The 19,995-nt window shown below is 73.5% G+C and carries 18 protein-coding genes and 1 pseudogene; 3 read left to right on the top strand and 16 right to left on the bottom strand.

Features of this window, described 5'->3' with window-relative positions; translation table 11 throughout:
* Positions 1-46: 46 nt before the first annotated feature.
* Entirely contained in the window at positions 47-424 is a 378-nt protein-coding gene (locus ACEZDE_RS05030) for a nuclear transport factor 2 family protein (RefSeq protein ID WP_380532732.1), read from the top strand.
* Between the two features lie 97 nt (positions 425-521).
* Positions 522-1,982 carry an MFS transporter gene (locus ACEZDE_RS05025; RefSeq protein WP_380532729.1) on the top strand — a complete coding sequence of 487 codons (1,461 nt, stop codon included), beginning with the start codon at positions 522-524 and terminating at the stop codon, positions 1,980-1,982.
* Between the two features lie 69 nt (positions 1,983-2,051).
* On the opposite strand, the gene ACEZDE_RS05020 is transcribed toward ACEZDE_RS05025, so the two are convergent.
* From ACEZDE_RS05020 to ACEZDE_RS04950, 15 genes and pseudogenes are all read right to left on the bottom strand, one after another.
* Positions 2,052-3,038, bottom strand: a complete 987-nt coding sequence (locus ACEZDE_RS05020) for a hypothetical protein (protein WP_380532727.1) — start codon at positions 3,036-3,038, stop codon at positions 2,052-2,054.
* A 181-nt stretch (positions 3,039-3,219) separates the two neighbouring features.
* Positions 3,220-3,660 carry a transcription antitermination factor NusB gene (gene nusB, locus ACEZDE_RS05015; protein WP_380532725.1) on the bottom strand — a complete coding sequence of 147 codons (441 nt, stop codon included), beginning with the start codon at positions 3,658-3,660 and terminating at the stop codon, positions 3,220-3,222.
* 2 nt (positions 3,661-3,662) lie between these two features.
* A complete protein-coding gene (efp, locus tag ACEZDE_RS05010; RefSeq protein WP_380532722.1) occupies positions 3,663-4,229 on the bottom strand; it encodes an elongation factor P in 567 nt (188 codons plus the stop codon).
* A gap of 85 nt (positions 4,230-4,314) precedes the next feature.
* Positions 4,315-5,457, bottom strand: a complete 1,143-nt coding sequence (locus ACEZDE_RS05005) for a M24 family metallopeptidase (RefSeq protein ID WP_380532720.1) — start codon at positions 5,455-5,457, stop codon at positions 4,315-4,317.
* A gap of 137 nt (positions 5,458-5,594) precedes the next feature.
* Positions 5,595-6,311, bottom strand: a pseudogene (locus ACEZDE_RS05000) (AAA family ATPase); the annotation flags it as partial.
* A gap of 63 nt (positions 6,312-6,374) precedes the next feature.
* Entirely contained in the window at positions 6,375-6,806 is a 432-nt protein-coding gene (gene aroQ, locus ACEZDE_RS04995) for a type II 3-dehydroquinate dehydratase (protein WP_380532718.1), read from the bottom strand.
* Positions 6,803-7,900: a 3-dehydroquinate synthase gene (gene aroB / locus ACEZDE_RS04990; protein ID WP_380532716.1), complete on the bottom strand. Its 1,098-nt coding sequence runs from the start codon at positions 7,898-7,900 to the stop codon at positions 6,803-6,805. Before aroB ends, aroQ begins: the two co-directional genes overlap by 4 nt.
* Positions 7,897-8,436: a shikimate kinase gene (locus ACEZDE_RS04985; RefSeq protein ID WP_380532713.1), complete on the bottom strand. Its 540-nt coding sequence runs from the start codon at positions 8,434-8,436 to the stop codon at positions 7,897-7,899. The genes aroB and ACEZDE_RS04985 overlap by 4 nt, the downstream gene beginning before the upstream one ends.
* Positions 8,433-9,617 (bottom strand): chorismate synthase, encoded by a 1,185-nt coding sequence (aroC, locus tag ACEZDE_RS04980; protein WP_380532711.1) that lies wholly within the window; start codon positions 9,615-9,617, stop codon positions 8,433-8,435. The genes ACEZDE_RS04985 and aroC overlap by 4 nt, the downstream gene beginning before the upstream one ends.
* Before the next feature lie 164 nt (positions 9,618-9,781).
* Positions 9,782-10,615, bottom strand: coding sequence for a shikimate dehydrogenase (locus ACEZDE_RS04975; protein WP_380532708.1), 834 nt, complete (start codon positions 10,613-10,615; stop codon positions 9,782-9,784).
* Positions 10,615-12,432 carry an endolytic transglycosylase MltG gene (gene mltG / locus ACEZDE_RS04970; RefSeq protein ID WP_380532705.1) on the bottom strand — a complete coding sequence of 606 codons (1,818 nt, stop codon included), beginning with the start codon at positions 12,430-12,432 and terminating at the stop codon, positions 10,615-10,617. Before mltG ends, ACEZDE_RS04975 begins: the two co-directional genes overlap by 1 nt.
* 200 nt (positions 12,433-12,632) lie before the next feature.
* Positions 12,633-13,157 carry a Holliday junction resolvase RuvX gene (ruvX, locus tag ACEZDE_RS04965; RefSeq protein ID WP_380532703.1) on the bottom strand — a complete coding sequence of 175 codons (525 nt, stop codon included), beginning with the start codon at positions 13,155-13,157 and terminating at the stop codon, positions 12,633-12,635.
* Positions 13,154-15,820, bottom strand: a complete 2,667-nt coding sequence (alaS, locus tag ACEZDE_RS04960) for an alanine--tRNA ligase (protein WP_380532701.1) — start codon at positions 15,818-15,820, stop codon at positions 13,154-13,156. The genes ruvX and alaS overlap by 4 nt, the downstream gene beginning before the upstream one ends.
* Complete coding sequence (locus ACEZDE_RS04955) at positions 15,820-16,164, bottom strand: DUF6167 family protein (protein ID WP_380532698.1); 345 nt, start codon at positions 16,162-16,164, stop codon at positions 15,820-15,822. The genes alaS and ACEZDE_RS04955 overlap by 1 nt, the downstream gene beginning before the upstream one ends.
* Before the next feature lie 14 nt (positions 16,165-16,178).
* Entirely contained in the window at positions 16,179-16,655 is a 477-nt protein-coding gene (locus tag ACEZDE_RS04950) for a DUF948 domain-containing protein (RefSeq protein ID WP_380532695.1), read from the bottom strand.
* Positions 16,656-16,869: 214 nt separating this feature from the next.
* On the opposite strand from ACEZDE_RS04950, the gene ACEZDE_RS04945 reads away from it, so the two are divergent.
* Complete coding sequence (locus tag ACEZDE_RS04945) at positions 16,870-19,035, top strand: ATP-binding protein (RefSeq protein ID WP_380532692.1); 2,166 nt, start codon at positions 16,870-16,872, stop codon at positions 19,033-19,035.
* 85 nt (positions 19,036-19,120) lie between these two features.
* Here the strand turns inward: ACEZDE_RS04945 and rpsD are convergent, their stop codons facing one another.
* Positions 19,121-19,735 (bottom strand): 30S ribosomal protein S4, encoded by a 615-nt coding sequence (rpsD, locus tag ACEZDE_RS04940; RefSeq protein WP_380500908.1) that lies wholly within the window; start codon positions 19,733-19,735, stop codon positions 19,121-19,123.
* Positions 19,736-19,995 lie beyond the last annotated feature (260 nt).

The raw sequence follows: 19,995 nt of genomic DNA, 5'->3' as shown, positions 1-19,995 counted from the left end.
GACCTGCGGGGACACCGGGTCCCGGCACAAGGCCAAGGAGTCTCCGATGACCGACGCAGCCAACCTCCAGGACCTCGCGGTGCGCTACCTCGCCGGCTGGAACGAGACCGACCCGGCCGCCCGCCGGGCCCTGGTCGCCGACCTCTGGGCCGAGGACGGCCGCTACACCGACCCGCTGGTCGCGGCCGAGGGCCGGGACGCCATCGACGCCACCCTCGGCGCGGTCCAGCAGCAGTTCCCCGGGCTGGTGTTCAGCCTGCTCGGGCCGGTCGACGCGCACCACGGCATCGCCCGCTTCGGCTGGGAGCTGGGCCCGGCCGGCGGTGAGGCGCTGGTCGTCGGCTTCGACGTGCTGGTGGCCGACGCCGACGGGCGGATCAGCCAGGTGCTCGGCTTCCTCGACCAGGTGCCCGCGGCCGGCTGACCGCCGTCCCCGATCTCCCGCGCGGGGCTGCTCCCACAGCCCCGCGCGGGCCGTCCCCCTCAGTAGTCACCCGTTCCGCCGTTCCAGGAGAGCAGTGATGACCACCTCGACCAGCTCGACCGCCCCCGTCCCCTCCCCCGCTCCACCCCGCCGGTCGGCGCCGACCCGGCCGCCGCGCGGGCTGCGTCCGGGCGTGCTGGTGGCGCCCTTCATGACCGCGCTGGACTTCTTCATCGTCAATGTGGCGATCCCCTCGATGCAGCTGCGGCTCGGGGCCGGCCCCTCGGCGGTCCAGTGGATCGTGGCCGGCTTCAGCCTGGCCCTGGCCGCCGGGCTGATCACCGCCGGCCGGATCGGCGACATCGCCGGACGGCGCCGGGTCTTCAGCGCCGGGCTCACGCTGTTCACGCTGTCCTCGGCGGCCTGCGGCCTGGCCCCGACGACCGGAGTGCTGATCGCGGCCCGGGTGGTCCAGGGCCTGTCCGCCGCGCTGATGGGCCCTCAGGTGCTGGTCATCCTGCGCACCTCCTACCAGGGCGCGGCCCAGGCCAAGGCGTTCGCGATGTACGGGCTGACGATGGGCGTCGGCGCGGTGTTCGGGCAGCTCATCGGCGGGCTGCTGATCCGGGCCGACCTGTTCGGGCTGGACTGGCGGGCCTGCTTCCTGATCAACTTGCCGGTCGGGCTGGCCACCCTGGCGCTGGTCCCGCGCACCGTCCCCGAGTCGCGGGCCCCGCAGCGGCCCCGACTGGACAACACCGGGGTCGTGCTGGTCAGCGCCGCGCTGGTGGCCCTGGTCCTGCCGCTGATCCAGGGACGTTCGCAGGGCTGGCCGCTGTGGACCTGGCTCTGCCTGGGCGGCTCCGCCGCGCTGTTCGCGGTCTTCGGCGCGCACCAGCACCGGTTGAGCGGACGGGCGGACGGGTCGCCGCTGGTGCACACCGGGCTGTTCCGGGAGCGGGCGTTCAGCGTCGGCCTGCTCACCACGCTGACCTTCTGGCTCGGCCAGGGCTCGTTCTTCCTGGTCCTGGCGCTGTACCTGCAGCAGGGGCGCGGTCTTGACGCGCTGGCGTCGGGCGTCGTCTTCGTCGCGATCGGCGGCGGCTACCTGGCCACCTCGATGACCGCGCACCTGCTCGCGGCGCGGATGGGCCGTCAGGTGCTGTCCGTGGGCGCGCTGCTGATGGCGCTGGGGCTGGGCCTGCTCTGGTCGGCCGTGGGCAGCGGTACCGGGGTCGGCTGGCTGGTCCCCGGCCTGCTGGTGGACGGGATCGGGATGGGCATGGTGATCGCCCCGCTGACCGGGGCGGTGCTGGTGCGGGTCAGCCCGCAGCTGGTCGGCTCGGCGTCCGGGGTGCTGGCGACGGTGCAGCAGGTCGGCGGGGCGCTGGGGATCGCGCTGATCGGCATCGTCTTCTACGGCGCGCTGGGCGACGGGGTGGTCGCGCACTACCCGCACGCGCTCCGGGCGGCCCTGGCCGCGCTGCTGGCGGTCGAACTGCTGCTGGCCGCCCTGGTCCAGCTCCTCCCCCGGACCACCGCCTCGGCGGCGGGGTGAACCCGCACGCACGGCCGGAAGGGGCGCACCGGGACGGTTCCGGTGCGCCCCCTTCCGGCTGAGCCGGGGTCAGTCCAGGGCGATCTCGTCGAGCGGGAAGCCGGGGACCGCCGCGGCGCCGGGGAGGCAGACCGCGATCCAGGACGCGGCCGGAACGGTCAGGTCGAGCAGCACGTCGGCGGCGTTGCACGGGGCGAACCCGCTGCCGTCGGCGCCGCCGCCGTCGAAGCCCCAGCCCCAGGCCACCGACCCGCGTTCGGCGCACATCCCGGACAGCAGCACCCCGCCTGGCAGGCCCAACGCGTAGCCGGTGCAGAGCAGCGAGCAGAGCAGGTCCAGGTCGGCGTCCTCGATCCGCAGCACGGTGCCGCCACCCGCCTCCCCGGCGACCAGCAGCAGGTCGGCTCGGGCCTCGACCGGGCCCTCCGGCGGCTGGAGTGCGCAGACCAGGCGGAACCGGCCCGGTCCCGCGCCCAGCAGCATCCGGCGCAGCGCCGCCGCACCGCGCTCGTAGGCCTCGCGCAGCGGCTCGGTCGGGAACACCCCGGTCGCCGCGGCCTCCGCGGTCTCCGCGAGCAGCCGCTCCAGCTGCCGGTGGACCAGTCCGCGCTGCCGGGCCCGGTCCAGTCGGCCGAGGAACTCCTCCAGCGGCTCGTCCTGGTAGCGGACCCACTCGGTGTCCGCGGCCTCCGGGTCGGCGGTGTACGCGGTGTGGCTGCCGGGGTCGGCCAGCGACAGGCCCCGCTCGGCGCAGTAGGCGACCAGGTCGCCGGGGTGGAACGCGCGCCCCCGGACGCTGCCGCCGGCTGCCCGGATCCCGGCGATCAGCTCCCCGGTGTCCGCCAGGTAGCGCGCGAACGAGGTGTACTCGGTGCCGCCGTCGCGCCGCAGCTCCTCGAAGTCCTCCCGGCTGGTGATCAGGCCGAGCAGGGTCGGCGCCGGGGCAGCCGGGGGTGTGCAGCGCCGGGAGCGGGCCTCGTCCGTGCGGCGGGCGGCGCCGGGGCAGGAGGCGGGCGCGGCGGTCCTGGCGGGGGTACGGGCGTGCCTGGCGGCCATGGGGACTCCTCGGGGTGCGGGGGAACGCTGCGGCGCGTCGGCCGCTGACTCCGTCCTCCCCGGTCCCGCCCGCCCCATGCGCACGCTGTGTCACAGGACTGTCACCAAAGGTGATCCCCGGGGGCGGCGAAAAGCCCGGCGCCCCCGCTCCGGGGAACCGCCGGGCTTGTCCGAGCCGACGTCAGTCGCGGGTGGCGCGCAGCGAGGGCTTGAGTTCCAGCAGCCGGGCCAGCAGGCCGTTGACGAACGCCGGGGAGTCGTCGGTGGAGAACTCCTTGGCGATCTGGACCGACTCGTCCAGGACGACGGCGTCGGGGACGCTGTCCACCCAGATCAGCTCGTACGCGCCCAGGCGCAGCACATTGCGGTCCACGATGGGCATCCGGTCCAGCGTCCAGCCCACCGCGTAGGTGGCGAGCAGGTCGTCGATCCGGGCCGCGTACTGGGTGTAGCCCTCGACCAGCTCCATCGTGTACTCGCTGACCTGCGGCGTGCCCTCGTCCGGAGTCCGGGCGCGGCGCACCCAGTCCGCGAGGACGGACTGCGGGGCGACGCCCCGGTGGTCCGCCTCGAAGAGGATCTGGAAGGCGCGCGTGCGGGCCTTGTTGCGTGCGGTGGACACGGTTAGGAGTTCACCCGGCCGAGGTAGTCACCGGTGCGGGTGTCGACCTTGATCTTCTCGCCGGTGACGATGAACAGCGGGACGCCGATCTCGTGGCCGGTCTCCAGGCGCGCGGGCTTGGTGCCGCCGGTGGAGCGGTCGCCCTGGACGCCGGGCTCGGTGTACTCGATGACCAGCTCGACCGAGGTCGGCAGCTCGACGTAGAGCGGCGCGCCCTCGTACATCGCGACGGTGGCCTCGAAGCCCTCCAGCAGGTAGTTGGCGTTGTCGCCGAGCACCGTGCGGGAGATCTGGATCTGGTCGTAGGTGTCCATGTCCATGAACACGAAGTCCTCGCCGTCCTTGTACGAGAACTGCATCCCGCGCTTGTCGACGTTGGCCGTCTCGACCTTCACGCCGGCGTTGAAGGTCTTGTCGACGACCTTGCCGGACAGCACGTGCTTGAGCTTGGTGCGCACGAAGGCCGGGCCCTTGCCGGGCTTGACGTGCTGGAACTCGACGACGGACCAGAGCTGGCCATTGTCGAGCTTGAGCACCATGCCGTTCTTGAGGTCGTTGGTGGAAGCCACGGTCGCACTAACTCCTGTGATATATCGCTGTCTGTCAAGGAACAGAACCCCGAACCAAGTGGCCGTGTCCGCGGACCCGCGGGGGTCACAGGGCGAGGAGCTCCTTGGTGGTGGTGGTGAGCAGCTCGGGGCCCCCGTCCTCGGACGGTCGCACGACGAGCGTGTCCTCGATCCGGACCCCGCCCCGGCCGGGGATGCACACCCCGACGCCGACGGTGACCGGCACACGATTGTCAAGCTTACCGAACTCCTGGGGGCCGAGATGCGGCTGCTCCCCGATCTCCAGGCCCACACCGTCCCCGACACCCCCGCCGAGGCCGGCTCCCGGGTCCGCCGGGAGGCCGGACCCGGCCGCGTCGAGGACCCGCAGCGCGGCCAGGTCGGCGGCGTCGCAGCCGGCCCCGACGGCCAGCGCCTCGCGCGCGGCGCGCTGGGCCGCGAACACCTGCCGGTGCAGGTCGGCCTGCCAGTCGGCCGGGCTGAGCCCGATCACAAAGGTACGGGTCAGCGCGGCGCGGTAACCGCGGTAGCAGGCGCCGAGCGCCACGGTGAGGAACTCGCCGTCCTCGACCCGCCGGTCGCCGGGGACGTGCGCGACGAGCCCGGAGTGCTCACCGGCGCCGACCCGGACCGGGAAGGCCGGGCCGTCGGCGCCGTGGTCGACCATCCGGCGCTCCAGCTCCATCGCCAGGTGCCGTTCGGTGCGGCCGACCAGGATGGACTCCAGCAGTTCGCCCAGCGCCTGGTCGGCGATCTCGCCAGCCACCCGGAGGTGGTTGATCTCCTCCTCGTCCTTGACCGTGCGCAGCTGCTCGACCGCGGGGCCGAGGTCCCGCAGCTGCTCGGCTCCGGTCGCGGCGGTGACCGCGCGGTGCCGGGCGACGGTGAGGTGGTGCTCCTCCACCCCGAGCGTGCGGCCGGAGCAGCGGGCCGCGAGCAGCACCGCCGGATCCTCCCCGGGCGGGAGCAGCACGGCGACCGGGCCGCCGTCCGAGTCCCGCCGCGGTGCGGCCGTGGAGGCCGCGGGGGTCGCTGAGGTCACGGGCGGGGCGGGCGGCGTGGAGGAGGCGACCAGCACCGCGTCGCGGGTGAGCAGCAGTGCCCGCGCGCCGTCCGAGCCGGTCAGCCAGCGGACGTTGGCCGGGCTGGTGACCAGCGCGGCGTCGAGCCCGGCGGCGCTGCAACGGCCGCGGAGCCGGTCCCGGCGTTCTGCGTACAGGTGGGGCATGGTCCCGAGCCTAGGTACGGCCGGGCCGCGGCGCCGCCCGACGGCATCCGGTCGGGCTACCGGGGCGGTGGCTGGTGCGGGTGCGGGGCGGGCGGGTGCGGGGCGGGCGGGTGCTGGGCGGGCGGGTGCGGGGGCTGCGGTTGGGCGGCCAGGCTGCGGGCGACGACCTGGTCCAGGGCTGCCGCGGTGCCGGGGACGTCCAGGCGGGAGTTGTCGATGATGGTCAGGCCCGAGCCGTACCAGCCGGCCATCCGGCCGTGGATCCGGGCCACCTCCTCGTCCGCCAGCCTGCGCACCCCGCTGCGCTCCGCGTTGCGGGCCAGCACCACGTCCAGTCCTGGCAGCAGCACCACCGGCAGCAGCGCCGGGCCCACGTGCCGCTTCCAGCCGCCGAGGCCGATCGCCGGGCGGTCCGGGAAGACCGCGTCGTCGATGATGCAGGAGATGCCGTTGGCGAAGTAGTTGCGGGCGGCGAAGCCGCAGGTGCGGCGGGCCAGCCGGTACTGCGCCTCGGACTGGTCGTTCCAGCCCGACTGCGGGTTGGCGAAACCGGCCCTGACCCACTCCCTGACGTCGTCCAGGCTGATGTGTGCGGTGGGCGTGGCCCGGCGGTCGGCCCAGTAGCGGGCGACCGAGGTCTTGCCCGCGCCGGCCGGGCCGATCAGCAGCACCGCGACCGGCCCCTGCGGCTGGGGGTGCGGGTAGGCGGTCCCCGGCGGCGGCGCGTCCGGCATGGCGAAGTGTCCGGTGGCGGCGCTCTCCGGGACGGCCCGGAGCTGCAGCGTGGCCCGGGGCGGGCCGGGCGCCGGCTCGGGCAGACTGCCCGGGTAGTGCCCCTCGCTCAACGCGCCCACCTCCTGCGGAACCGTTCCGGGCGGCTCGTCGGCACCCCTGCCGTGCCGCCCGGGACCAGGTTCTCAGACCAGCGAGCGCAGGGCCAACTCATAGGAGCCGATGCCGAATCCGGCGATGGTACCGGAGGCCACCGCGGAGATCACCGAGGTGTGCCGGAACTCCTCGCGGGCGTGCGGGTTGGAGATGTGCACCTCGATCAGCGGCGCGGTGCGCTGCGCGGCGGCGTCCCGCATCCCGTACGAGTAGTGGGTGAACGCACCGGGGTTGATCACCACCGGGAGCTTCCCGTCGGCGGCCTCGTGCAGCCAGCGGATCATCTCCCCCTCGTCGTTGGTCTCCCGGACCTCGACCTCCAGCCCCAGTTCCCTGCCGAGCGCGGTGCAGCGCTGGACCAGCCCGGCGTAGGAGGTGGAGCCGTAGACGTCGGGCTCGCGGCTGCCGAGACGGCCGAGGTTGGGGCCGTTCAGCACCAGTACCCGCTGCGGCTCGCTCACGTGGCGACCTCGGCGTAGGCGGCGACCAGCAGGGTCGGATCCGGGGCCTCCAGCACGGTGGGCTTGGCCAGGCCGTCCAGCACGATGAAGCGCAGCATGTCCGCGCGGGACTTCTTGTCCAGCTTCATCGTCTCCAGCAGCTTCGGCCAGGCGTCGGCCCGGTAGGTCAGCGGCAGCCCGACCGAGGCCAGCACGGCCTTGTGCCGGTCGGCCGTGGCGTCGTCCAACCGCCCGGCCAGGCGGCCGAGTTCGGCGGCGTAGACCATGCCGACGCTGACCGCCGCGCCATGGCGCCACTTGTAGCGCTCATTGCGCTCGATGGCGTGGGCCAGGGTGTGGCCGTAGTTGAGGATCTCGCGGCGGCCCGACTCCTTGAGGTCGCCGGAGACCACCTCGGCCTTGACCTTGATCGAGCGCTCGATCAGCTCGGCGGTGTGCGGCCCGGCCGGGGTCGCGGCGGCCTGCGGGTCGGACTCGACCAGGTCCAGGATCACCGGGTCGGCGATGAAGCCGGTCTTGATCACCTCGGCCAGGCCGCTGACGTAGTCGTTGCGCGGCAGCGACTCCAGCGTGGCCAGGTCGGCCAGCACCCCGGCCGGCGGGTGGAATGCGCCCACCAGGTTCTTGCCCTCGACGATGTTGATCCCGGTCTTGCCGCCGACCGCCGCGTCCACCATGCCCAGCAGCGTGGTCGGCATGGCGATCCAGCGGATGCCGCGCAGCCAGGAGGCGGCGACGAAGCCGGCCAGGTCGGTGGTCGCACCGCCGCCCACCGCGACGATCGCATCGGTCCTGGTGAAGCCGGTCTGCGCCAGCACCGACCAGCAGTACGACGCGACCTCGGCGCTCTTGGCCTCCTCGGCGTTGGGCACCTGCAGCGCGATGGCCTGGTAGCCCTGCGCGGCCAGGTCGTCCCTGATCGCCTCACCGGTCGCGGCCAGCGCCTCCGGGTGCACCACGGCGACCCGGCGCGCGGCCGTGCCGACCAGCCCGGCCAGCTCGCCGAGCAGGTTGTGGCCGAGCAGCACGTCGTACGGGGCGGTACCGGCAGTACCGCCGACGCGAATCCGGGCGACCGGGTGACTCTCCGTCATGCCTTCTCCAGCTCAAGGGCGTTGAGGACGGCCTCGGCCACCTGGTCGGGGGTCAGGCCGTCGGTGGCCACCACGGTGCGGGCGACCTCGGTGTACAGGGGGCGGCGCTGCTCCATCAGCTCGCGCCAGCGGGCCCGCGGGCTGCCGATCAGCAGCGGGCGCGGGGCGTCCAGGCCGACCCGCTTGACCGCGTCGTGCAGGCCGACGTCCAGGAACGCCACCGGGTGGTCGGCCAGCAGCGCGCGGGTCTCCTCGCGCAGCACCGCTCCGCCGCCGAGCGCCAGCACCCCGGTGTGCTCGGCCAGCGCGGTGCGCACCGCCGCCGCCTCCAGCTCGCGGAACAGCGGCTCGCCGTCGTCCAGGAAGATGTCCGCGATCGGCTTGCCGGCCGAGGCGACGACGTCCGCGTCGGTGTCGCGGTAGCCCACGCCCAGGCGCTCGGCCAGCGCCGCGCCCACGGTGGACTTGCCGGAGCCGGGCGGCCCGACCAGGACCACCACCGGGCCGGACGCCGGGCCGCTCGTCGGGCCGGTCATCGGACCACGAGGTGGTCGAGGTAGCCCTGGACGTTGCGGCGGGTCTCGCTGATGTTGTCGCCGCCGAACTTCTCGTTCACCGCGTCGGCCAGCACCAGCGCGACCATCGCCTCGGCGACGATCCCGGCGGCCGGGACCGCGCAGACGTCGGAGCGCTGGTGGTGCGCCTTGGCGGCCTCGCCGGTGCGCACGTCGATGGTGGCCAGCGCGCGCGGGACGGTCGCGATCGGCTTCATCGCGGCGCGGACCCGCAGCAGCTCACCGGTGGACAGGCCGCCCTCGGTGCCGCCGGAGCGGCCGGAGGTGCGGCGCACGCCGTCCTCGCCGGGGACGATCTCGTCATGGGCCTGCGAGCCGGGCACCCGGGCCAGCTCGAAGCCGTCGCCGACCTCGACCCCCTTGATCGCCTGAATCCCCATCAGGGCGGCGGCCAGCCGGGCGTCCAGGCGGCGGTCCCAGTGCACGTGCGAGCCGAGGCCCACCGGGACGCCGTAGGCGAGCACCTCGACCACGCCGCCGAGGGTGTCACCGTCCTTGTGGGCCTGGTCGATCTCGGCGACCATCCGCTTGGCGGCGTCGGCGTCCAGGCAGCGCACCGGGTCCTCATCGAGCCGGGCCTCGTCGGCGGGGACCGGGACCACCCCGGCCGGGGCCTTGGCCGCGCCCAGCTCGACCACGTGCGAGACCAGCTCGATGCCGCAGGTCTGCTTGAGGTAGGAGCGGGCGACCGCGCCGAGGGCGACCCGGGCCGCGGTCTCCCGGGCGCTGGCGCGCTCCAGCACCGGGCGGGCCTCGTCCAGCGAGTACTTCTGCATCCCGGCGAGGTCGGCGTGGCCGGGGCGGGGGCGGGTGAGCGCCTCGTTGCGGGCCAGGCCGGCCAGGATCTCCGGGTCGACCGGGTCGGCCGACATGACCTGCTCCCACTTCGGCCACTCGGTGTTGCCGACCATGATCGCGACCGGGCTGCCCATGGTCAGGCCGTGCCGGACCCCGCCGAGGAAGGTGACCTGGTCCTGCTCGAACTTCATCCGTGCGCCGCGTCCGTACCCCAGGCGGCGGCGGGCCAGCGCGTCGGCGATCTCGGCCGAGGTGATCGGGACGCCGGCCGGCAGGCCCTCCAGCGTCGCCACGAGTGCGGGGCCGTGCGACTCCCCCGCCGTCAGCCAGCGCAAGGTACCCAACGGTGCTCCTCAAAGTTCCGGACGTACGTCGGCTTCGATCCTCCCACGCCGGGTGCCGGGGTTCAGAATTCGTCCAGGTGACGGACGGCCCGGCGGACCGCGGGACGGACAGCGGGAGGCACCGCCGGCGAACGGCGGACGGACCGCGCGGCGGGCCCCGCGGGTCAGCCCGCGAGGGCCGCCTCGCCGGCCGCGCGCATCGCCGCCAGCGGGGCCGGGGCGATGCCGGTGAACAGCTCGCACTGCAGCACCGCCTGGTGCACCAGCAGGTCCAGGCCGCCCAGCACGGTGCCGCCGGCCTGCGACCAGGCCGCCGCCAGCGGCGTCGGCCAGGGGTGGTAGAGCACGTCGAACAGCGCGCCCGGCGCGGCCGGCACCGCGCCCGCCAGGTGGTCGTTGGCGCCGGCCGTAGTGGTGGAGACGGTCAGCGGGGTGGTGAAGGCCTCGGCCGCGCGCTCCCACGGCCGGGTGACCAGGTCGACCCCGAGCCGCTCGCCCAGCTCCCGCATCTGCGCCGCCCGTTCCGGGCCACGGACGTAGACGGCGACCGGCCCGGCGCAGACCTCGCGCAGCGCGGCCAGCGCGGACGAGGCGGTCGCCCCGGCGCCCAGCACCGCCGCCGACTCCACCCGGGTCACCCCGCGCTCGCGCAGCGCCGCGAGCAGTCCCGGCACGTCGGTGTTCTCCCCGGTGCGGCGGCCGTCGGGGTGGAACAGCACGGTATTCACCGCGTCCACCGCCAGGGCGGTGTCGCTGACCTGGTCCAGCAACGGGATCACCGCCCGCTTCAGCGGCATGGTCAGCGACAGGCCGGACCAGGCCCCGCCGCCGTCCCGGCCCGCCACGTCCAGGTCGGCCAGGAAACCCGGCAGGGCCGCCTCGTCCACCTCGAAGCGGTCGTAGCTGCGGTCGGTCAGCCCCAGTGCCGCGTAGGCGGCCCGGTGCAGCACCGGGGACAACGAGTGGGCGATCGGCGAGCCAAGGACGGCGGCACGCATCAGACGCAGGCTCCCGCGGTGGAGTCGAAGCCCAGCTTGTGGGCCGTGCAGTACTGCTGGACCAGCACCTTGAACTGGGCGAAGGTCTCGGTGAACTGGGTGTTGCTGGGCGTCATCGCGATGAAGTAGGCCCAGTTGCCCGGCGTCGGGTTGAGCACCGCCTGCACCGCGGCGTCGCCGGGGTTGCTGATCGGACCGGGCGGCAGGCCCTTGTTGATGTAGGTGTTGTAGCCGCCGGCGCTGTCGTTGTTCTTCTGCGCGTAGGTGAAGTGGGTGCTCTTCAGCGCGTACTGCAGGGTGGTGTCCAGGCCGAGGTTGCCCTGGGTGTCGTTGGTGTTCAGCCGGTTGTAGAGGACCCGGGCGATCTTGCCGAAGTCCGCCTGGTTGTTGCCCTCCGCCTGCAGGATGCTGGCCTCGATCAGCACCTGGTAGCCGGACTTCAGCTTGACCGCGGAGGCGCCGGAGTCCATGCCCAGCGAGTCGAACTTGCCGACCGCGGTGGCGACCATCTCCTTGAGCAGATCGTCCGGCTTCATGCCCTTGGTGATGGAGTAGCGGGCCGGCCAGAGGAAGCCCTCGATGTTGCCGTGCGCGTAGGAGGGCAGCCCGAGCTTGGCCACGTCGGCCTTGGCCGCCGCGGCGGTGGCGCCCGCGGACAGGCCCAGCTTCTTGTCCACCATCGGGTAGATCTTCGCCGCCGGGAGGCCCTCCGGGATGATCAGCGCGTCGCCGCCGTTGGCGGCCACCAGCGCGGCCACCGCGTTGGCGGCGGACATCTTCTTCGCCAGGGTGTAGGCGCCGGGCTGGATGCTGATCGCCTTGGAGTTGTCGTTGTAGGCGTTGACGAAGGCCTTGGTGCTGGCGACCACGCCGTCCTGAACCAGGGTGTTGCCGATGTCCGTGCCGACGTCGCCGTCCTTGACCACCACGGACACCGAGCCGGTGCCCATGCCCTTGTAGTCGGCCGGCGGGCCGAAGTGCTTCTGGTACTCGCCGTAGCCGAAGTAGCCGCCGGCCCCGAGCACGATCAGCAGTAGCAGCGACATGCCCAGGCAGGCCACCCCGCTGCGCTTGCGCTGGGTCCGGCCCTGCTGGCGGCGGCGGCGCTCGCCGGAGCGGCTGTCGTCCTCGGCGGCGAGGAAGGGGTGGTACTCCTCGTCCTCGTAGTCGTCGCCGGGCACGGCCGGGTGCTCGCCGGTGCCGTGGTCGGGGTCCTGGTAGGGGGGCTCGCCGTGGTCGGGCTCCTGGTCGGGCTCGCGTACGTCCGCCTCCAGTGCGGCGGCCTCGGCCTCCCAGTCGATCCCGTCCGGACCGAGCACCGGGCCGCGGGCCTGCGGCCGGGGCTGCTGCGGCTGCTGCACCACCGGGTACTGGCCCGAGCTGTACGGGTCCTGCGGCTGCTGCGGACCGCCCCAGGCGCCGGAGTGCGGATAGCCGGGCTGCCCCTGGTGTCCGGGGTAGCCCTGCGGCGGGCCGGGGTGACCGGGCTGCGGACCACCGGGCTGCGGGCCCGGGTAGCCCTGCGGCGGCCCGGGGTGGCCCGGCTGCGGACCCGGGTATGCCTGCTGCGGACCGGGGTAGGGCTGCTGTTGCGGACCGGGACGGCCGGGCTGCTGACCGGGGTACGGCTGCTGCTGCGGGCCGGGACCGCCCGGCTGCTGACCTGGGCCCGGATAGGGCTGCTGCTGGCCGCCGGGGTGGCCGGGCTGCGGGCCGCGGTACGGCGGCTGCTGGGGGTACCCGGGGTTGGGCCCGCCCTGGCGGGGCTGCCCCTGGCTCCACGGTTCGGATCCGTAGCCGCGGCCCTGGTCGCTCATACTTCCCCTTGGACGACGTGGCGACCGGCATCCCCTCCGGTCGGACGGGACCTCCCCGCCGACGATCGAACCAGCGTGCCATAGGCCCGCCGTGATGCGGAACGTTACCCCACTGCATCGCAGGCCACGTTCCGCAATAGGACAGATCATCCGATATGGCGACGCGTCAACCGCACAGCGCGCCGATCATACGACGAAGCTCACCCCTCCGGCCCAGCGGTCTGCGGCTCCACCGGCTGCCCCGGCGGCAGCCCGGTCGACTTCTCCCGCTCCAGCGCACTCTGCAGGATCACCACGGCCGCGGCCTGGTCGATCACCGAGCGCCCCTTCTTGGCGTTCCGCCCCGAGGCACGCAGCCCCTGGGCGGCGGTGACCGTGGACATCCGTTCGTCCACCAGCCGCACCGGGACCGGCGGCTGACCCGCCGCCAGCTGCCGCGCCAGCTCGCCCGCGTAGCGGCGGACCTTGGCGGCGGCCGGGCCCTCGCCCCCGTTCATCGAACGGGGCAGCCCGACCACCACCTCCACCGCCTGGTACTCCTCGACCAGCGCGACCAGCCGGGCCTGGGACTTCCCCCCGGCCGGGACGGTCTCGACCGGGGTGGCGAGCATCCCGTCGGGGTCGCTCGACGCGACACCGATCCGGGCGTCGCCCACGTCCACGCCGAGCCGCCGCCCGCGCCGGAAGCCGCGCTCCGGCGGGCCCTCGGCCGGACCCTCGCTCACGCGGCGCCGACCTCGCGGCGCACCGCAGCGACGGCCTGGTCCACCGCGCCCGGGTCGGTCCCGCCGCCCTGGGCCACGTCGTCCTTGCCGCCGCCGCCCCCGCCGAGGGTCTTGGCGGCGGTGCGGACCAGCGCACCGGCCTTGATCCCGCGCTCGCGGGCCGCCTCGTTGGTGGCGATCACGGTCAGCGGACGGCCGCCCACCACGCTGAACACCGCGACCACCACCGGGCGGTCGCCGGACATCCGCGCCCGGACGTCCAGCACCAGCTTGCGCAGGTCGTCGGCCGACGTGCCGTCAGGGACCCGGGCCGCGACCAGCGCGGTGCCGGCCACGTCCTCGGCGTCGGCGGCGAGGCCGGCCGCGGCCTGCAGCACCTTCTCGGCGCGGAAGCGCTCGATCTCCTTCTCGGCGTCCTTGAGCTTGCCGAGCATGCCCGCGATCTTCTCCGGAAGCTCCTCGGGACGGCCCTTGACCAGCTCGGTCAGCTGGGAGACCACGGTGTGCTCGCGGGCCAGGAAGCGGTAGGCGTCCACGCCCACCAGCGCCTCGACCCGGCGCACGCCCGCGCCGATGGACGACTCGCCGAGCAGCTTCACCAGGCCCAGCTGCGAGGTGTTGGCGACATGGGTGCCGCCGCACAGCTCCTTGGAGTAGTCGCCGATGGTGACCACCCGGACCGCGTCGCCGTACTTCTCGCCGAACATCGCGATCGCGCCCTGCTTGCGGGCCTCGTCCATGGTCAGCACCTCGGCGGTGACGTCCAGCTCGCGGGCCAGCACCTCGTTGATCTTCTGCTCGACGTCGGTGAGCACCGTGCCGGGGATGGCGGTCGGCGAGCCGAAGTCGAAGCGGAAGCGGCCCGGGGCGTTCTCCGAACCGGCCTGGGCGGCGGTCGGGCCGAGCGCGTCGCGCAGCGCCTGGTGGGTCAGGTGGGTGGCCGAGTGGGCCCGGGAGACCGCGCGTCGGCGGTCCGCGTCCACCTGGGCGTAGGCGGCGGCGCCCAGCACCACCTGGCCGACCAGCACCGTGCCCTTGTGCACGCTCAGGCCCTTGACCGGCTGCTGCACGTCGTGGACCTCGACCACGGTGCCGGAGTCCAGCCGGATCCGGCCGTGGTCGGCGAGCTGGCCGCCGCCCTCGGCGTAGAAGGGGGTGCGGTCCAGGATGACCTCGACGTCGTCGCCCTCGTTGGCGGCCGGCGCCGGGACGCCGTCCACCAGCAGGCCGACCACGGTGGCCTCGCCCATCACACCGGTGTAGCCGATGAAGTCGGTGACGCCGGAGCGGTCGGCGACCTCACGGTAGGCGGAGACGTCGGCGTGGCCCATCTTCTTGGCCTTGGCGTCGGCCTTGGCCCGGTCCCGCTGCTCCTTCATCAGCCGCCGGAAACCGTCCTCGTCCACCGAGACACCCTGCTCGGCAGCCATCTCCAGGGTGAGGTCATACGGGAAGCCGTAGGTGTCGTGCAGCTGGAACACCCTGTCACCGGACAGCACCGTGCTGCCGGCGGCGCGGGTCTCACCGACCGCGGTCTCCAGGATCGCCGTCCCGGCCTTCAGCGTCTGGTTGAAGGAGGCCTCCTCGCCCAACGCGACGCTCTCGATCCGCTTGCGGTCGGTCTCCAGCTCCGGGTACTGCTGGCCCATGGTGGAGATGACGGTGTCGACCAGCTCGCCGACCACCGGCCCCGGCGCGCCCAGCAGCCGCATGTTGCGGATGGCGCGGCGCATGATCCGGCGCAGCACGTAGCCGCGGCCCTCGTTGCCGGGGGTGACCCCGTCGCCGATCAGCATCACCGAGGTGCGCATGTGGTCGGCGACCACGCGCAGCGAGACGTCCGTGCCCTGGGCCGCGCCGTACTGGACCCCGGTCAGCTCGGTGGCCTTGTCGATCACCACCCGCAGGGTGTCGGTCTCGTACATGTTCTGCACGCCCTGCAGGATCATCGCGAGGCGTTCCAGGCCGAGGCCGGTGTCGATGTTCTGGGCCGGGAGGTCGCCCAGGATCGGGAAGTCCTCCTTGCCGTCGCCCGCGCCGCGCTCGTACTGCATGAAGACCAGGTTCCAGATCTCCACGTAGCGCTCGTCGTTGACGGCCGGGCCGCCCTCGACGCCGAACTCGGGGCCGCGGTCGTAGTTGATCTCCGAGCAGGGGCCGCAGGGGCCGGGGACGCCCATGGACCAGAAGTTGTCCTTCTTGCCCAGCCGCTGGATCCGCTCGGCCGGGACGCCGATCTTCTCCCGCCAGATGCTCTCGGCCTCGTCGTCGTCCAGGTAGACGGTGATCCAGAGCCGCTCCGGGTCCAGGCCGTAGCCGCCGTCGGCGGGCGGGAGGGTGAGCAGGTCCCAGGCGTAGCGGATCGCCCCCTCCTTGAAGTAGTCGCCGAAGGAGAAGTTGCCGCACATCTGGAAGAAGGTGCCGTGCCGGGTGGTCTTGCCGACCTCCTCGATGTCCGGGGTGCGGACGCACTTCTGCACGCTGGTGGCGCGCGGGAAGGGCGGCTTGACCTCGCCGAGGAAGTAGGGCTTGAACGGCACCATGCCGGCCGGGACCAGCAGCAGCGTCGGGTCGTCTGCGATCAGCGACGCCGAGGGGACGACGGTGTGGCCGCGCTCCTCGAAGAATCGCAGCCAGCGGCGGCGGATCTCAGCCGACTCCATTACAGGTCCTCATTCCGGTTGTACGGGGTGATATGCGTAGTAGACGGCACAGCGGGCGGGATCTCCACCCGTTTCTTCACGCCCCCGCGCAGCACGGGGGCCTTCGACGGCTCGGTCCGGGCCAGGACGCTGCCGTCCAGGCCGAGTTCGCGGTTGAGCTGCAGTTCGCGCTGCAGCATCCCGGCCCTGACCTCGCCCGTGAAGGAGCGTACGGCCGAGCCGGCCTCGACCGCGCCGCGGGCGGCGCTGTCGGCCAGGCTGCCGGGGGTGATGCTGCGGGCGAGCCGCTGGGCCTTGTTGAGGGTCCACACCGTCGCGCCCGCGCCCACGGCCATCCAGAACATCCGGCGCATCGTGGTCAGCCCTTCCTGAGCAGCCGGGCGAACACGCCGCGGCGCACCGTGGCGGCCCTGACCTCGGCCTTGACCATCCGGGCGATCAGGTCGCGCTCGGTCTGGTGCGGGATCAGCCGCTCCGGCTGCCCGGCGGTGCGCTGCTTGGCGACCGCGCTGCGGACGCCGTAGCTGAAGGCGGAGAGCTTGACCAGCGGGCCGCCGAGGGTGGCGGCCATGGTGGAGGACAGCGCGTTGGCGTTGGCGGCGGCGTCCTGGACGTTGGCGGTGATCTCGTCCACCCGGGCCAGCTGGTCGTTGGCGGCGCGGAGCGTCTGCGCGGCCTCGTCCAGCAGCGGCACGGTCCGCTCGGTGACCGCCGCGACCAGGGCGGTCGCCTGGCGCAGCGCGGCGGCGAGCCGGACCAGGACCACCGCGAGCAGGGTGACCAGCACCGCCCAGAACACGGCGACGACGAGGCCCGCGACCTCTCCACCGGACACCTTGGCCTGCTCCTTCGCTCGCTCGTCGTTCCGCACCGCTTTGCCCGCGCCTGTGGGCGTGCAGGAACCCTATCGCGCCGGGCCGCGCTCCCAGGACCGCGACGCCGTCGCCCGCGGCCGGGGGCCGCCGCCGCGCCGGGGCGCGTAACCGGCGGCGGGCTCGCTCGTTGGGCCGAACAGGGGGAGCGCCCTCGTACGCCCACAGGGGGATCGATTGTCCAGCACCACCCCGGGGAACCTCCCCGCCGAGACCACCGCCTTCGTCGGCCGCTCCACCGAACTCGCGGACGCGCAAAGGCTGCTGGACGGCAACCGGCTGGTCACCGTGGTCGGCCCCGGCGGCGTCGGCAAGAGCCGGCTCGGGCTCCGCGCCGCCGCGCGCGCCGCGAGCCGGCTGAACGACGGCGCCTGGGTGGTGGAGTGCTCCCCGGTCAGCGACCCCGCGCTGCTTGAACACGCCGTCACCGAGGCGCTGCGGCTGACCGACGGCACCACCCGTCCGCCGGTGGACGTCCTGGTCGAGCATCTGCGCGAACGCGAACTGCTGCTGCTGCTGGACGGTTTCGAGCACCTGGTGGACGCGGCGGCGGCGCTGGTCGCCCGGCTGCTGGCGGCGGCCCCCCGGCTGCGGGTGCTGGCCACCGGGCGGCAGCCGCTGGGCGTCGCCGGGGAGCACCTGCTGCACGTCCCGCCGCTGCCCGCGGACAGCCCGGACGCCCAGGTGGTGCAGCTGTTCGTCCAGCGGGCCGCGGCGGTGGTCCCGGGGTTCCGGCTCACCGCGGGCAACGCCGAGGCGGTGGCCGCGCTGTGCCGCCGTCTCGACGGCATCCCGCTGGCGCTGGAGCTGGCGGCCGGACGGCTGCGGGTGCTCTCGGTGGAGCAGATCACCGAGCGGCTGGACGACCGCTTCCGGATCCTCACCGGCGGCTCCCGCAGCGCGCTCCCCCGGCACCAGACCATGCGCACCGCCGTCGGCTGGAGCCACGAGCTGTGCAGCCCGGCCGAACGGCTGCTCTGGGCCCGGGTCTCGGTCTTCGCCGGGGGCTTCGACCTGGACGCCGCCGAGTACGTCTGCGGCGGCACCGGACTGCCCGCGGACGAGGTGCTGGACGTGCTGTCCGAGCTGGTCGCCAAGTCCATCGTGCTCCGCGACGAGGAGCACGGCCACGGCGTCCGCTACCGGCTGCTGGACACCCTGCGCGAGTACGGGGCCCGCTGGCTGCGCGACACCGGCGACGAGGACCGGATCCGCCGCCGCCACCGGGACTGGTACCTGGGCCTGGCCACCTGGGGCGAGATCGAGTGGTTCAGCGCCCGGCAGGCACAGACCAGCGAACGCACCCACCGGGCGCACGCCAATCTGCGCGCAGCGCTGGACTACTGCCTGACCGAGCCGGGCGAGGAGCAGCTCGCCCTGTTCCTGGCCGGGACGCTCTGGTACTTCTGGGTCGGCTGCGGGCACCTCAGCGAGGGGCGGCACTGGCTGGACCGGGCGCTGGCGCTGTCCGGCGAGCCGACCGAGGCCAGGGCCAAGGCGCTCTGGGTGACCGGCTACATGGCCACGCTGCAGGGCGACTTGGCGCGGGCCCGACCGGCCCTGGAGGAGTGCCGCCGGCAGGCGCTGGAGACCGGCGACGACCGGGCCCTCGCCTACGCGGTGCACCGGCAGGGCTGCGCGGCGCTGATCGGCGACGACCTGCCCCGGGCGGCGGAGCTGTTCGAGGAGGCGCTGTGGCACTACGAGAAGCTCGGCGAGCTGAACAGCAATGTGGTGATGGCCATGTTCGAACTCGGCCTGGCCATGATCTTCCAGGGCGAGACCGAGTCGGGTGAGCTGTGGATGGCCAAGGTCAGGGGTGTCTGCGAGGAGTTCGGCGAGCAGTGGGCCTACGCCTACGGGATGTTCGCCGTCGCCTACTCGGACTGGCTCGGCGGGGAGCTGCGGGCGGCCCGGGGCCACGCCCGGGAGTGCGTGCGGCTGAGCCACGGCTTCCGGGACCTGGTCGGGGTGGTGCTGGGGATCGAGGTGCTGGCGCTGCTGGCCACCGAGCCCGGCGAGGACGGCGCGGCGGGCGACCTGCGGGAGGCCCGACTGCTCCAGGGCGCCGCGCACAGCATCTGGCGTTCGGTCGGCATCCCGCTGTTCGGTTCGAGCACCTTCAACGCCGCGCACGAGACCTGCGAGGCGCGGGTGCTGGCGGGACTGGCCGAGACAGAGGCTGCGGAATCGTTTCGGCAGGGCACCCTGCTGGATCTGGACGCGGCGGTCACCCGCGCGCTGCACAGCGCGGAGCCAGGCGGCCCGGCCGCGGGCGGCGGCCTGCCGGGACCGCGGCCGGTGCCGACCTCCCCGCGCAGCCCGGCCCCGGCGGACGCGTAGGCGGCTGAAGCCCTGTCGGGGGTGGAACGGCAGCGGGCCCCCGCCGTCAGAGGACGGCGGGGGCCCGCTGGGCACTACCCGCGGATCAACGCGAGTAGTACTCGACGACGAGCTGCTCGTCGCAGATGACCGGAACCTCACGACGCTGCGGCGCGCGGTCCAGACGGAAGGCCAGGGCCTTCAGGTTGACCTCGAGGTACTTGACGGTCGCACCCTCGCCCGCGTTGCCACCCTCACGGGCGACCTGGAACGGGGTCTTCTCCTTGGAACGGTCACGGACCGTCACCACGAAGCCGGGCTTCAGCTGGAACGAGGGACGGTTGACCTTCGAACCGTTGACCTCGATGTGGCCGTGGACGACCATCTGGCGGGCCTGGTAGATGGTGCGGGCAATGCCCGAACGCAGCACCAGGGAGTCCAGACGCGTCTCCAGCTCGCTGATCAGCGCCTCACCGGTCTTGCCCTCGACCTTGCGGGCACGGTCGAACGCACGGGCCATCTGGGTCTCGCTCAGGTCGTACTGAGCGCGCAGGCGCTGCTTCTCGACCAGACGGACCTTGTAGTCCGAGTTCTGCTTGCGCCCACGGCCGTGCTGGCCGGGCGGGTAGGGGCGGGCCTCGAAGTACTTGACGGACTTCGGGGTCAGCGGAATGCCCAGGGCGCGGGCAATCTTGACCTTGGGGCGCTTCTGGTTCGTCACGAACCGAACTCCTTTGCATGGAAACTGGCTCACCACTGTTGAAGGAGGTCGCCTCTCGCGGTCCGGGACAGCCAGTCGCCGGAACCGGGCACAATGTGCAGCACACGACACAGGCCCACCGCCTGGAGAGGTGGTGGGCTGCACGCGACACCCGAAGGTGCGCGACGCTCCTGGAGCCACCGTGTTGCCGGTGGCGGCTCCCTGTATGACGCCCCGCTGGTGACGGCCGGACTCGCATCCGGACACGGGACATCTCGCTT

The sequence above is a fragment of the Streptacidiphilus cavernicola genome, from assembly GCF_042510955.1.
Lineage (GTDB): Bacteria > Actinomycetota > Actinomycetes > Streptomycetales > Streptomycetaceae > Streptacidiphilus > Streptacidiphilus cavernicola.
Note: the sequence above shows the minus strand (reverse complement) of the source record. Positions and strands in the feature narration are given on the sequence as shown.